This window comes from Propioniciclava tarda, assembly GCF_900182665.1.
Lineage (GTDB): Bacteria > Actinomycetota > Actinomycetes > Propionibacteriales > Propionibacteriaceae > Propioniciclava > Propioniciclava tarda.
The window spans coordinates 115,410-128,956 of sequence record NZ_FXTL01000003.1; the positions used below are offsets into that span (position 1 = coordinate 115,410).

A 13,547-nucleotide genomic window follows, 5' to 3' on the forward strand; every position below is an offset into this window, starting at 1 on the left:
TTCGTTGTTGGTCGAGGCTAGTGCGCGATCGCCTTGCCGGCGCCGGCGCCGGTCATGGACCGGACCTCCATCTCCTTGGCGAGTTCCTCGTCGCCGCGGACCTTGCTGGTGAGGGTCCCGATGTAGCCGGCCAGGAAGGCCAGCGGGATGCTGACCAGGGCCGGGTTGTCCAGCGGGAACCACGCGAAGTTGATGCCGTCGCCCAGCATGGCCGTCTTCGCGCCCGAGATGGCGGGGGAGAAGACGATCAACACGACGGCCGAGATCAGGCCGGTGTAGATGCTCCACACCGAGCCGCGGGTGTTGAACCGTGGCCAGTAGAGCGTGTAGAGGATCGAGGGCAGGTTCGCGGACGCCGCCACGGCGAACGCCAGCGAGATCAGGAACGCGATGTTTTGGCCGTTGGCGAAGATGCCACCGACGATCGCCAGGACGCCGATCACGACGCTGGTGATACGCGCGACCTTCACCTCCTGCTCGGGATCGGCCTTGCCGTCTTTCAGGATCGAGTTGTACACGTCATGGGCGAACGACGCGGACGCCGTGATGGTGAGCCCGGCGACGACGGCCAGGATCGTGGCGAAGGCCACGCCCGAGATCACGCCCATGAAGACCTCGCCGCCCAGGTTGAGCGCCAGCAGCGGGGCCGCCGCGTTCGCGCCGCCCGGAGCCGCCATGATCGTCTTCTGACCGACCAACTGGGCAGCGCCCATGCCAAGGATGAGCGTCAGCAGGAAGAAGACGCCGACCAGGATGATCGCCCAGACCGCCGAGCGGCGGGCCTCCTTGGCCGTGGGGACGGTGTAGAAGCGCATGAGCACGTGCGGCAGACCGGACGGGCCAGCGATGAGCGCGAGGGAGAGCGACAGGAAGGAGAGCTTCGTCCAGTCGGTCGTGCCGTACTTCATCATGGGCGACAGGATGTCCTTGCCAAGACCGGTGTTCTTGTCGAGGCCAGCGGTCTGAGCGGAGACCAGCAGGTGGTCGAGGCTGAATCCGTTGTGGAACATGACCAGCGCGGCCATGATCACGGCGCCGCTGATGAGCATCACGGCCTTGATCATCTGCACCCAGGTCGTGCCCTTCATGCCGCCGATGAGCACGTACGTGATCATCAAGACTCCGACCAGCCCGATCACCAACGATTGCATGTTCTTGTCAGAGACGCCGAGGAGAAGGGCGACCAGGCCGCCCGCGCCGGCCATCTGGGCGAGCAAGTACACGAACGAGATCACGAGGGTGGACGTGGCTGCAGCGGTTCGGACCGGCTTTTGCTGCATCCGGAAGCTCAAAACGTCGGCCATCGTGTACTTGCCGGTGTTTCGCATCGGCTCAGCCACGAGGTACAACGCCAACAGCAGGGCGACGAAGAAGCCGACCGAGTAGAGCATGCCGTCGTAGCCGGAGATCGCGATAGCGCCGGTCACTCCGAGGAAGGCGGCCGCCGAGAGGTAATCGCCCGTGATCGCGAGGCCGTTTTGGCGTCCGGAGAAGGCTGCTCCGCCGGTGTAGAAGTCGGACGCCTTGGACTTTTGCCGCGTGACGATGATGACGATGGCCATCGTGGCCACGACGAACAAGGCGAAGACGATGATGTTGATCGTCGGATTGCCGTAGGTGGCGAGCGGGGTCATGCCGCGGCTCCCTTCTCGAGCTTGGTGCGGAGGGCGGACGATGCCTTGTCGAGCTTGGTGTTGGCGAAGCGGACGTAGAGCCAGGTCCACAGCCAGACGACGACGTACTGGACGAGACCGAAGGCGAACCCGACGGTCAGGCCCTTCATGCCGAAGAACGGCTGCTTCATGAAGCCGACGGCGTAGATGGAGAGCACGACGTAGGTGAAGTAGACGACCAGGGCGGCGATCGTCATGGGGAAGGCGAAGTTGCGGAAGGTGCTGCGCAGCTTGGCGAACTCGGGCGAGCCGTGCACCGCGACGAACTGCGACGTGGACGGCTCCGCGTGCGGGGCGTCCAGGTGGACCAGCGCCGGCAGCGGCCAGTGGTCGGCGGGCAGGTGGAACTCGGTGCCGTCCTCGGCGTAACCGCCGCCGGGATGGTAGGGCTGCGAGGCGTGCGCCTCGTCGGTGCGTTGATCCTGCATGGGACCCCCTCGTTGGGATGTAGGACTGCATGGATGCGCCCCCGGAGATGGTGCTGGGTGAGGGGCTCAGGCAGGAGGCTATTGTCTCGACGTCAAGATTGACTAGATCGAGAGATATCGGGTTGATCACGTTCCGTTAAGCTGAACGGATGCCGACCAGGACGTGCGTCGGCTGCCGCGTAGCAGCCGAGCAGGACGAGTTGACCCGCATCGTCGTCAGCGACGGGGTCTTCATCGTGGACGCCGCACGTCGCCTCCCCGGACGCGGGGCCTACGTCCACCCGGGCTGCGTCGCGCAAGCGATCCGCAGCCGCGGCGTCCAACGAACCCTCAAGGTGGCGGCGGTTCCGTCCGACCAGCTGGACGAGCTGCTCCGAGGCCTGGCGGCCGGTTCGGCCGTTTAGGCCAAACGGCGTCCGTCGCCTTAGACTTGGCCCGCGCTTCGCACGCTCAGGTGTGAACACAACCGACGAAAGTGAGCTCCGCTCATGAACGCTCGATGAGTACCCAGAAATGAGCACAAACTAAACCGGTCCGCGCACTGACGCGGACCTGAAGGGAACATACCTCGTGGCCGTGTCCAAGGTCCGCGTTCACGAGCTCGCCAAAGAGCTCGGGATCGAGAGCAAAGTCCTACTCGCCGACATTCAGGCGATGGGCGAGTACGTGAAGTCAGCGTCCTCCACGATCGAAGCGCCGGTCGTCCGGCGCGTCACCGACAAGTACAAGGCTGCGCGCGCCGCGGCCGAAGCCGCCGCTGCGCCCGCACCCGCGGCGCCCGCCGCTCCGGCCCAGCCGCAGCGACCCGCCGCGCAGCCGGCGGCACCGTCCGCCCCTGCCGCGCCTGCTGCGTCGACCCCCGCGCCGTCCGCTGCGCCTGTGACAGCGCCCGCGCCGACGGCCCTCGCGGCGCCGCGCGTTGCTGCGCCGACGGCCAGCCCGGAGGCCTCGGCGGCTCCCGCGGCCCCCGCCCAGCGTCCGGTGCCCGGACGTGTTCCGCCGGCTCCGTCCGCCCCGGCACCCCGTGCGCCCCAGCCGCCGGCTGCGGCGTCCGCTGCGCCGTCGGCGCCCGGTCCGCGCCCGGTCACCCCGGGTCCGCGCCCCGGCCCGCGGCCCGCGGGCCCCGGTTCGGGCAGCCCGTCGGCGTCCGGCCAGCGGCGTCCCGGTGGCGCACCGCGTCCCGGCAACAACCCGTTCGCTCCGTCCCAGGGCATGGGCGTTCGTCGCCCCCGTCCCGAGGGTGCAGCGCCGGCCGACGGACGCCCCGCGCCCCGTCCCGGCGTCCCCGGCATGCCTCGCCCGCAGGGTGGGGTCGCCGGCATGCCGCGTCCGAACCCCGCGATGATGCCGCGCCGTCAAAACGACGGCGTCGTCGCCCCCGGTCGTCCAGGTGCTCCCGGACGCCCCGGCGCCGCCGGTGCCGGACGCCCCGGTCGTCCCGGTGCTCCCGGACGCCCCGGCGCGCCGATGGGCGGCCCCGGGGGTGCACCCGCTGGCGGTGGCCGCGGTGGCCGCGGTGGCCGCGGTGGCTCAGGCACCCAGGGTGCGTTCGGTCGCGCAGGCGGCCCGAACAAGCGCGGAAAGAAGAGCCGTAAGCAGCGCAGGCAAGAGTTCGACCAGATGGAGGCGCCGTCGATTGGCGGCGTCCGGATCAGGCAGGGCAACGGCGAGACGATCCGTCTCCGCCGCGGCGCTTCGCTGACCGACCTGGCCGAGAAGATCGGCGTCGACGCGGCGTCCCTGGTGCAGGTGCTGTTCGCCCAGGGTGAGATGGTCAACGCGACCCAGTCGGTCTCCGACGAGACGCTGCAGATCCTGGGCGTCGAGCTCAACTACGACATCGAGGTGGTCTCGCCCGAAGACGAGGACCGCGAGCTGCTGTCGAGCTTCGGTGTCAGCTTCGGCGAGAACGAGGGCGACGAGGACGACCTCGAGGCTCGTCCGCCGGTCGTCACCGTCATGGGTCACGTCGACCACGGCAAGACCAAGCTGCTGGACGCCATCCGGCACACCAACGTGGTCGCCAAGGAGGCGGGTGGCATCACCCAGGCCATCGGCGCCTACCAGATCGACACCGAGGTGGACGGCCGCGAGCGTGCCATCACCTTCATCGACACCCCGGGCCACGAGGCGTTCACCGCCATGCGCGCCCGTGGCGCGAAGTCGACCGACATCGCGGTGCTGGTGGTCGCGGCCGACGACGGCGTCATGCCCCAGACGATCGAGGCCTTGAACCACGCGAAGGCGGCCGATGTGCCGATCGTCGTCGCGGTCAACAAGATCGACAAGGAGACGGCCGACCCGGTCAAGGTCCGCGGTCAGCTGACCGAGTACGGGCTCATCCCCGAGGAGTACGGCGGCGACACCATGTTCGTCGACGTCTCCGCGGTCAGCCGCCTCGGCCTCGAGGAGCTGCTGGAGGCCATCGTCCTCACGGCCGACGCCTCCCTGGACCTGCGGGCCAACCCGGACATGGACGCCGAGGGCGTCGCGATCGAGGCGCATCTCGACAAGGGCCGTGGCCCCGTCGCGACCGTCCTGGTGCACCGCGGAACCCTCCGCATGGGCGACTCGATCGTCGCCGGCTCGGCCCACGGCCGCGTCCGCGCGCTGATCAACGACCAGGGCGAGACCGTCACTGAGGCACCGCCGTCCATGCCCGTCCAGGTGCTGGGCCTGACCTCCGTCCCTGGAGCCGGCGACAACTTCCTGGTCGTCGAGGACGACCGGATGGCTCGTCAGATCGCGGACAAGCGTCAGGCGCTGCAGCGGGCGGCCATGCTGGCCAAGTCCACCCGTCGCAAGACGCTGGAGCAGCTGTTCGCCGAGCTCGAGTCGGGTCAGACCCAGGAGCTCAACCTCATCCTCAAGGGCGACTCCGCCGGTGCCGTCGAGGCGCTGGAAGATGCGCTGTTGCAGATCGAGATCAACGACGAGGTCGCGCTCCGCGTCATCGACCGCGGTGTCGGTGCCATCACCGAGACCAACGTCATGCTGGCGGCGGCGTCCAACGCGGTCATCATCGGCTTCAACGTCCGTCCGCAGGGCAAGGCGACCCAACTGGCGGACGCCGAGGGCGTCGACATCCGCTACTACTCGGTCATCTACGCGGCGATCGACGACGTGGAGGCGGCGCTCAAGGGCATGCTCAAGCCGATCTTCGAGGAGAAGACCGCTGGCACGGCCGAGATCCGCGAGGTGTTCCGCAGCTCCAAGTTCGGCAACATCGCCGGCTGTCTTGTCATGTCGGGTCACATCCGCCGCAACGCCAAGGCGCGGCTCGTCCGCGACGGCGTCGTGGTGCACGAGACGTCCATCGGATCGCTGCGTCGTGAGAAGGACGATGTCACCGATGTCCGCGAGGGTTACGAGTGTGGCATCACGCTCCACAACTACAACGACATCCAGATCGGCGACATGATCGAGACGTACGAGATGGTCGAGAAGGCGCGGGATTAGTCGATTCGGCAGCTGAATCTGAGTGGGGCGGGGCCGGGACACCCCGGTCCCGCCCCCTCCAGATGATCCGGACGAGGCCCTCGTCCGCATCATCTTCCGGACGCCCGACCGAACCCTGACCGGGGTGTCCCGGCCCCTTATTCGCCGTGGAGGCTTCCGCTGCCGGGTGCGGTGGGGATGGAAGTCAAGAAAGAAAGGGCTTGTCACATGGGAAACCCTCGGTACATCAAGACCGGTGAGCAGATCAAGCAGATCGTGGCCACCTACATCGAGCGACGCCTGAAGGACCCGCGCCTCGGCTTCGTGACCGTCACCGACGTGCGCATGACCGGGGACGGGCGCGAGGCGTCCATCTTCTACACCGTCATGGGCGGCGAGCAGGAGCGGACGGACACGGCGGCAGCGCTGGAGTCCGCGCGCGGAATGATCCGCTCGACGGTCGGCAAGCAACTGGGGATGAAGTTCACCCCGAGCATCACCTTCATCCTGGACGCCATCCCCGAGACCGCCGCCGAGATCGAGGCGGTTCTGGCCAAGGCGCGCGGGCTGGACGCCGAGGTCGCGGCGAAGGCCGAAGGCGCGGTCTACGCGGGCGAGGCCGACCCGTACAAGAAGCCGCACGTCGACGACGAAGACGAGGACGACGAGGAGTGACCTCGGGCTTCCTGGTCGTCGACAAGCCGCAGGGCTGCACGTCGCACACCGTGGTGGCGCGCGCTCGGCGCGCGCTCGGCACCAAGAAGATCGGCCACGCCGGGACGCTCGACCCGTTGGCGACCGGCGTGCTCCTGCTCGGCGTTGGCGCCGGGACGCGCCTGCTCGGTCACCTGACGCTCGCTGACAAGACGTACGAGACGACGATCCGGCTGGGCGTCTCGACCGTCACGGACGACTCCGAGGGCGAGATCACCGCCGCACCCGGGGCGTCCGGTCTGGATCGCGGCCGACTGGACGCAGCCGTCGCCGCCCTGACCGGCGACATCGTCCAGGTGCCGAGCGCGGTCTCGGCGATCAAGGTGGACGGCAAGCGCGCCTATGCCCTCGTCAGAGCTGGCGAGGCGGTCGAGCTCAGGGGCCGCCCGGTGACGGTCTCGGCCTTCGACGTCCTGGCCGTCCGCGAGACCGACGCCGACGGCGTCCGCGTCATCGACATCGACGCCCGGATCGACTGCACGTCCGGCACGTATGTGCGGGCCTTGGCGCGCGATCTCGGGATCGCGCTCGGGACCGGCGGGCACCTCACCGCCCTGCGCCGGACGCGCGTCGGCCCCTTCAGCATCGACGACGCGACCTGGGACGCCGCCCCCCACGACCCAGGGGCGGGGGAGTGGCCCCGCCCGGCCCTGATGGATCTCGCGGACCTGGCGCGCCGTTGCTTCCCCGTCGTAGAGGTGGACGCCGACGCGGCCCGCGACATCGGCTACGGACGCCCGCTGGCCCTCGAGGTGCCGGCCGACCCGACGGCACTGATCTACGACGGACGCTTGTTGGCCCTCTACCGGCCCGCGGCTGGCGGTTCGGTTCCGGTGGCGGTGCTCCCGGGGTGAGGCCCACGGAGCCCCTGAGCCGTGCCGTGCTCGGCACGGCTTCGGCGCTCGCGGCTGCGCTGGGGGTGGCGGTCTTCGAGTTCATCGCGGTGGTCGAGCGCGGCGCTCGCGAACAACTCGTAGACCTCACGTTGTACCGGGACGCGCTCGCGTCCCTGTTCGCGCTGGCTCTACTCGGCTCGTGGCCGGTGGTGAACAACATCATCTCGGGGCAGGGCAGCGCAACTCGTGGGCCTGGCCGTGTTCCCGGGCGACTCGGTCGCCTACTGGACGCGCTATCTCGTGGACGGCCTTCGCGGCGGTCCGCCGGCCAGCTTCGACAACCGATCGATCCTGGCGTTTTGGCTGCGTCGCGGCCTGGATCAGCCGTGGCCGATGATCCTCGCCGGGGCGTGCGGGGTCCTCGTGGCGATCGTGGCCTTCCGGCACGCGACCCAGCTGTTCAAGGCCGGACACGCCGCGCGGGCCGCAATCCTGGTGGGCTGCCTGGGCGGACCGTGGACGCCGGTGAGGTTGGTAGTGTTCTCCAGGCGCGCCGACGGCGCGGGATCGGGGATGAGGTGAGCCAGTCAGTCGTCGTGATCGGCAACTTCGACGGCGTCCACCCCGGACACCGCGAGGTGCTGAAGGCCGCCCGCCAGGCTGAGCCTGGGCTGCCGCTGATCGTCGTCACGTTCTGGCCCCACCCGCTGGCCGTCCTGCGGGCGACCGGCGCGCCGCTGCTGCTGACGCGGCTGGCGGAGCGGGTCGCACTCCTCAAAGAAGCCGGGGCGGACGAGGTCCGGGTCATCGACTTTACGCCCGCCTTCGCCGCCTTGACCCCGGAGGCGTTCATCACCGACGTCATCGCACCGCTCGACCCGGCGCGGGTGGTGGTGGGGGAGAACTTCCGCTTCGGCCGGGGGGCGTCCGGCAACGTCGAGACCCTGCGGCAGCTCGGAGCCGGGCGGTTCAAGGTCACGGGCCTCGGGCTGGTCGGCCACGAGGACGTCGACACGTGCTCGACCCTGATCCGGACGGCCTTGGCGGACGGCGATGTCGCCCTGGCCGCCGAACACCTGGGGCGTCCGTTCCGGTTCAGCGGGGTCGTGCGGACCGGCGACAGACGCGGACGCCAGCTCGGCTTCCCGACCGCGAACCTGCCGGTGCCCGCTGAACTGGCCTGCCCGCTCGACGGCGTCTACGCCGGCTGGGTCACGCGGCTTGACGGCCTGGACGCCCACGGCGCGGCGCTCGCGCCCGGCGCGGGTCCCGAGCGGTGGCCGGCGGCCATCTCCGTCGGGACGAACCCGACGTTCGACGGCATCGACCGCCGGGTGGAGAGCTACGTGCTCGATCGCACCGATCTGGAGCTGTACGGGGCCCCCATCGCCGTCGACTTCGTCGATCGCATCCGCGGTCAGGTCCGGTTCGACGGCATCGAGGCCCTGATCGTCCAGATGGACGACGACGTCCTGCGCTGCCGGGAGATCCTCGGTTCCTGACGGGCCCCGGCCGGAGTCTCGTCAACGTTCGCGTTCTCGATGCACGCATCGGCGCGGACTCGACTCATCGCAGCAATCCAGCCCCCGACACATGGCGGCGTGCCCGACCTCGGCGCCGCACACCCGGTGGACGCACCATGGGTCCGTGGAGTACCTGGCAGTCCTGCTGATCGGCGCGGTGGCGCTGACCTGGGGCCTGCTCGCCGGCCGTCGGCGTCCGCCACTGCCGGTCGACCCACAGGACGCCGACGAGCTTGATCGGCTCGGACGCGAGGTCCTGCTGGAGGAGCACCTGAACCGCGCCGCCGCGCTGGTGATGGCGCTCACCCGCATCCACGCTCGGCGCGTCCCGCTCGAACACGTTGACCCTGACCCCGGCATCAAGGGGCAGGGCTACCTGCGGTTTGCGGACTCCACCACGATCCTGGCACGCTCGTCCGACACGGGGGACCTGGGCATGGTGGCGTCCGCGTTGCTCCTCGGACGCGTCCTCGTCGCGACCTGGGCAGACGACGGAACGGCGGTGAAGATCAACCTCGCCTGGGCGTCCGGAAGCCGAACGGTCCAGGCCGTGGCCCTCGCGGACCCGTCAGCGGTTGATCGTGAGTGACTTGCGGAAGATGGCCTCGCGGGTCTCGGCGCCGTCCTCGTCGGTGACGACCCGGTGGTCGCCGGTCGGCGTGTAGTCGAGCCCGATGTACATCGGGATGGCCGCGGGGTTCTCCGGGTCGACGCCCAGCTTGACCGAGTTGAAGCCCTGCTGGGCGGCGATGCCCTCGATGAACCGGGTCAGCTTCACGCCAAGGCCCTGGCGCCGGTACTCGGGGTAGACCCACAGCGTCAGCATCTCCGGACGCAGTTCGTTGTCGGCCCTGCAATCCAGGGCCACATAGCCGGCGACTTCGTCAGGCGTGAAAGCGCCGACGAAGAAGAAGTCGCCCGAGGCAGCCAGAGCCAGGTTGCGTTGGGCGAAGTTCGAGCCGGGCCGCACCTCGCGACTCTCCAGCAGGGCAAGGTCGTCCGGAGTGCACAGGCGCACGTCAACGGGATGATTGCTCATCGGTTTGCTCCTCGTGGGTGATGTGCTCGTGAGCCCTCAGTCTCCTCGCTCCGGCGCGAGGCGTCCAACTGAGGGCTTGCCCAGCGAGTGCACGGAGCCTCCCTCAAGCGGACGCCCCAGGCGCGCCGAGGGCCCGCCCCGCCGAAGCGGAACGGGCCCTGCGGCGTCCGGACTAGGACTGCGTGTTCAGCGCGGTCAGGATGTCGGTGACGGCGTTCTTGGCGTCACCGAACAGCATCTGCGAGTTCTCCTTGAAGAACAGCGGGTTCTGGACGCCGGCGTAGCCGGTCGCCATCGACCGCTTGAACACGATCACGTTCTCGGCCTTCCAGACCTCGAGCACCGGCATGCCGGCGATCGGGCTGGTCGGGTCGTCGAGGGCCGCCGGGTTGACCGTGTCGTTGGCGCCGATGACGAGCACGACGTCGGTCTCGGGGAAGTCCTCGTTGATCTCGTCCATCTCCAAGACGATGTCGTACGGCACGTGCGCCTCGGCGAGCAGGACGTTCATGTGGCCCGGGAGGCGTCCGGCGACCGGGTGGACGCCGAAGCGCACCGTGACGCCGTGGGCGCGCAGCTTGGAGGTGAGCTCCGCGACCGCGTGCTGGGCCTTGGCGGTGGCCATGCCGTAGCCGGGCGTGATGATGACGCTCTTGGAGTTCCACAGGAGCTCTGCGGCTCCGGCGGCGTCGATCTCGCGGTGCTCACCGGTGACCTCAGCTCCGGACGACACCGGCGTCGCGCCCTCGCCGAACCCGCCCGCGATGACGGACACGAACGACCGGTTCATGGCCTTGCACATGATGTAGCTCAGGATCGCGCCGGAGCTACCGACGAGCGAGCCGGTGATGATCAGCAGGTTGTTGTTGAGCATGAAGCCCGCTGCAGCCGCGGCCCAGCCCGAGTACGAGTTGAGCATCGAGACCACGACCGGCATATCGCCGCCGCCGATAGCCGCCACCATGTGGAAGCCGAGCAGGAAGCCGATGACAGCAATGGCGATGATCAGCGCCCAGCCGAGCGGTGTGGGTCCGTGCTCGCCGCCGGCGCCGATGACGACGAACCAGATCATCAGGGCGAAGAACGCCAGGAACCCGATCAGGTTCAGCATGTTGCGTCCCGGCAGCATGAGCGGCTTCGAGTTCATCTTGGCCGACAGCTTGAGGTACGCCACGACGGAGCCCGTGAACGTGTAGGCGCCGATCAGGACGCCCAGCGCCACCTCGACGAGGTGCACGGTGGGACTGGTCTGCTCGCCGGCGCCCGGGGGCACCGCGAACGAGTTGAAGCCCACCAGGACGGCCGCCATACCCACGAAGGAGTGGAAGATGGCGATCAGCTCGGGCATCTGGGTCATCTCGACCTTGCGCGCGATCGGGGTACCGATGATGGCCCCGATGGCGAGGACCGCGATGATCAGGCCGGCGGTGACCAGCACCGACTGCCGCTCACCCGGCAGGGCGGTGGCCGACCGGTGCAGGGAGTCGATGATGACGGCCGAGAGGCCGAGGACCATGCCGACCATGCCGGCCTGGTTGCCTGCGCGGGCGGTGGTCTGCTTGGACAGCCCGGCGAGCGACAGGATGAACAGGATGCCTGCGATCAGGTACAGGCCGTTGATGAATCCCTGAATCAACGTTGCATTCATGGCTCAGGCCTCCTTCCGGAACATGCTGAGCATCCGGTACGAGACCAGGAAGCCGCCGAAGATGTTGATGGCCGCGATGGACGCCGCGATGAACGACATCGCCAGCACCGCCGGATTGGTCGAGCCCAGCTGCAGGATCGCGCCGACCAGGATGATGCCCGAGATCGCGTTGGTCTGGGCCATCAGGGGCGTGTGCAGCGAGTGCGCCACGCCGCTCACGACGTAGAAGCCCACCGCCACGGCGAGGCAGAACACCGTGAAGTAACCGCCGAAGGTGGCCGGCGAGAACGCGACGCCAGCGATCACCAGCAGCGCAGCGATCACGCTGCCCGTCAGGGTCCGCTGGGACGCCTTGGCCGCCTTCGCGGCCTCCTGCAGCGCCTTCTGAGCCGGGTCGACCGTCACGAGTGCGGCGACGGGTGCGGCAGCCGCGGAGACCTGCACCGGCGGCGGCGGCCACATGACCTCGCCATCGCGGGTGACCGTCATGCCGCGCAGAACGACGTCATCGAGGTCGAGCACGACCTCGCCGTCCTTGCCTGGTGTGAGCAGCTTGAAGAGGTTCACGACGTTGGTGCCGTAGAGCTGGGACGCCTGCGTGGGGAGGCGTCCGGGCAGATCGGTGTAGCCCAGGATCTTGACGCCGTTGGGCGTGACGACGACCTCGTCGGGCTTCGATCCCGCGACGTTGCCGCCGTTGGACGCCGCCATGTCGACGATGACCGAGCCGGGCTTCATCGACGCCACCATCTCTTCGGTGATCAGGCGCGGGGCCGGCTTTCCGGGGATCAGGGCCGTCGTGATGATGATGTCGACGTCCTTGGCCTGCTCGGCGTAGAGGCGCTCGGCAGCCTTCTTGAAGTCGTCGCCCATCTCCTTGGCGTAGCCGTCACTCGACACCTCGGTCTTGACGTCGACCTTGAGGAACTCGCCGCCCATCGACTCGACCTGGTCGGCGACCTCGGGGCGGGCATCCGTCGCGCGGACGATGGCGCCCAGCGACTTGGCCGTTCCGATGGCGGCGAGGCCGGCGACGCCGGCGCCCGCGACGAGCACCTTGGCTGGCGGGACCTTGCCCGCGGCGGTCACCTGGCCGGTGAAGAAGGAGCCGAACTCGCCGGCGGCCTCGATCACGGCCCGGTAGCCCGCGATGTTCGCCATGGAGGACAGCACGTCCAGGGCCTGCGCGCGGGAGATGCGCGGGACGGCGTCCATCGCCAACGCGGTCAGCTTGCGGGCGTTCAGCTTTTCGACCAGCTCAGGGTTGCGAGCGGGGGCGATCAGCGAGATCAGCGTCGCGCCCTCGCGCAGCTGCTGGATCTCAGCGTCGCTGGGCGCGTTGATCTTGGCGACCACCTCGGATGCCCACGTCGTGTCCTTGTCGGCGATCATCGCTCCGGCCGCCTCGTAGTCGGCGTCCCGGTAGGAAGACTTGTGTCCAGCTCCCGCCTCGATGATCACCTCGTATCCCAGCTTCATCAACTGGGCGACGGTCTTGGGGGTCGCGGCGACGCGCGTCTCACCCAGGTTCGTCTCCAGTGGGATTCCGATCCTCATCGTTGAGTTCCTCCACTCCTGCGGCCGACCTTGGCCACCGCTTCCGAAGCCTAACCCGTGCGCTCGCCGCCCGTGGCGAACCCGGTATCTCGATGCCGACATTTTTTACGGGTTCAGTTCTTTCGACCAAACGGACGCCGCGGCGTCCGATTTAGTCGCCACGACAGCCGTCCGGTAGAGTTCGTCACTGCCGTCTGAACGGCCGCGGAAGCCCAAGAGCCTCCCCGCTGAAGAAGGGGAAGCGCCGCGCAACGGGAAACCGAGAGGAGTGCCTCCTTCAATGGACGCCGAGACCAAGAAGAAGATCATCGACGAGTACGCGACCAAGCCGGGAGACACCGGGTCGCCCGACGTTCAGATCGCCCTGCTCACCAAGCGCATCGCGCACCTGACCGAGCACCTCAAGGAGCACAAGGGCGACCACCACAGCCGCCGGGGTCTGCTGATCCTGGTCGGCCAGCGTCGCCGCCTGCTCAACTACGTCATGAAGGCCGACGTCGAGCACTACCGCGCGCTCATCGCGCGCCTGGGTCTGCGTCGGTGACCTACAGCCTCCGGTAAGGGAGTGGCCAACAACGGCCACTCCCTTACCTGCATGTCCGGGGCCCGCCCCGGTCGACAACTCAACAAGCAACAAACCACCGCTCACCGGGCCCCGCGCCCCGGCCGGTCCTCGGTAGTGGCTTTCGGG

The 13,547-nt window shown here is 68.8% G+C and carries 13 protein-coding genes; 8 read left to right on the top strand and 5 right to left on the bottom strand.

The genetic code is table 11. The annotated features are described in order from the left end of the window. Positions 1-17: 17 nt before the first annotated feature. The gene (locus tag FN821_RS04260) at positions 18-1,634 is read right to left on the bottom strand and encodes a solute symporter family protein (protein WP_131171295.1); all 1,617 of its coding nucleotides are present in this window, start codon (positions 1,632-1,634) and stop codon (positions 18-20) included. Next, the gene (locus tag FN821_RS04265; RefSeq protein ID WP_131171294.1) at positions 1,631-2,101 is read right to left on the bottom strand and encodes a DUF485 domain-containing protein; all 471 of its coding nucleotides are present in this window, start codon (positions 2,099-2,101) and stop codon (positions 1,631-1,633) included. The genes FN821_RS04260 and FN821_RS04265 overlap by 4 nt, the downstream gene beginning before the upstream one ends. A 149-nt stretch (positions 2,102-2,250) precedes the next feature. Here FN821_RS04265 and FN821_RS04270 point away from each other — a divergent pair, with 149 nt between their 5' ends. From FN821_RS04270 to FN821_RS04300, 7 genes are all read left to right on the top strand, one after another. Next, complete coding sequence (locus tag FN821_RS04270) at positions 2,251-2,505, top strand: YlxR family protein (protein WP_131171293.1); 255 nt, start codon at positions 2,251-2,253, stop codon at positions 2,503-2,505. Positions 2,506-2,677: 172 nt separating this feature from the next. Then, on the top strand, positions 2,678-5,560 hold the full coding sequence (gene infB, locus FN821_RS04275) for a translation initiation factor IF-2 (RefSeq protein WP_131171408.1): 2,883 nt from the start codon (positions 2,678-2,680) through the stop codon (positions 5,558-5,560). A 207-nt stretch (positions 5,561-5,767) separates the two neighbouring features. Further along, positions 5,768-6,214: a 30S ribosome-binding factor RbfA gene (gene rbfA, locus FN821_RS04280; protein ID WP_131171292.1), complete on the top strand. Its 447-nt coding sequence runs from the start codon at positions 5,768-5,770 to the stop codon at positions 6,212-6,214. Continuing rightward, positions 6,211-7,107: a tRNA pseudouridine(55) synthase TruB gene (truB, locus tag FN821_RS04285; RefSeq protein ID WP_131171291.1), complete on the top strand. Its 897-nt coding sequence runs from the start codon at positions 6,211-6,213 to the stop codon at positions 7,105-7,107. Before rbfA ends, truB begins: the two co-directional genes overlap by 4 nt. Before the next feature lie 228 nt (positions 7,108-7,335). Continuing rightward, positions 7,336-7,671 (top strand): DUF2029 domain-containing protein, encoded by a 336-nt coding sequence (locus FN821_RS04290; protein ID WP_131171290.1) that lies wholly within the window; start codon positions 7,336-7,338, stop codon positions 7,669-7,671. Beyond that, positions 7,668-8,591, top strand: a complete 924-nt coding sequence (locus FN821_RS04295; RefSeq protein WP_131171289.1) for a bifunctional riboflavin kinase/FAD synthetase — start codon at positions 7,668-7,670, stop codon at positions 8,589-8,591. Before FN821_RS04290 ends, FN821_RS04295 begins: the two co-directional genes overlap by 4 nt. A 145-nt stretch (positions 8,592-8,736) precedes the next feature. Next, on the top strand, positions 8,737-9,201 hold the full coding sequence (locus FN821_RS04300) for a hypothetical protein (RefSeq protein WP_131171288.1): 465 nt from the start codon (positions 8,737-8,739) through the stop codon (positions 9,199-9,201). Here the strand turns inward: FN821_RS04300 and FN821_RS04305 are convergent. The 3 genes from FN821_RS04305 to FN821_RS04315 all read right to left on the bottom strand — a co-directional run bounded on the left by FN821_RS04305 (position 9,181) and on the right by FN821_RS04315 (position 12,856). After that, positions 9,181-9,651, bottom strand: a complete 471-nt coding sequence (locus tag FN821_RS04305; protein WP_131171287.1) for a GNAT family N-acetyltransferase — start codon at positions 9,649-9,651, stop codon at positions 9,181-9,183. The two genes, FN821_RS04300 and FN821_RS04305, sit on opposite strands and share 21 nt — an antisense overlap. A 172-nt stretch (positions 9,652-9,823) precedes the next feature. Next, on the bottom strand, positions 9,824-11,299 hold the full coding sequence (pntB, locus tag FN821_RS04310; RefSeq protein WP_131171286.1) for a Re/Si-specific NAD(P)(+) transhydrogenase subunit beta: 1,476 nt from the start codon (positions 11,297-11,299) through the stop codon (positions 9,824-9,826). Positions 11,300-11,302: 3 nt separating this feature from the next. Then, positions 11,303-12,856 carry a Re/Si-specific NAD(P)(+) transhydrogenase subunit alpha gene (locus FN821_RS04315; protein ID WP_131171285.1) on the bottom strand — a complete coding sequence of 518 codons (1,554 nt, stop codon included), beginning with the start codon at positions 12,854-12,856 and terminating at the stop codon, positions 11,303-11,305. Positions 12,857-13,136: 280 nt separating this feature from the next. Between FN821_RS04315 and rpsO the strand changes: the two genes are divergently transcribed. After that, positions 13,137-13,400 carry a 30S ribosomal protein S15 gene (gene rpsO / locus FN821_RS04320; protein WP_131171284.1) on the top strand — a complete coding sequence of 88 codons (264 nt, stop codon included), beginning with the start codon at positions 13,137-13,139 and terminating at the stop codon, positions 13,398-13,400. Positions 13,401-13,547 lie beyond the last annotated feature (147 nt).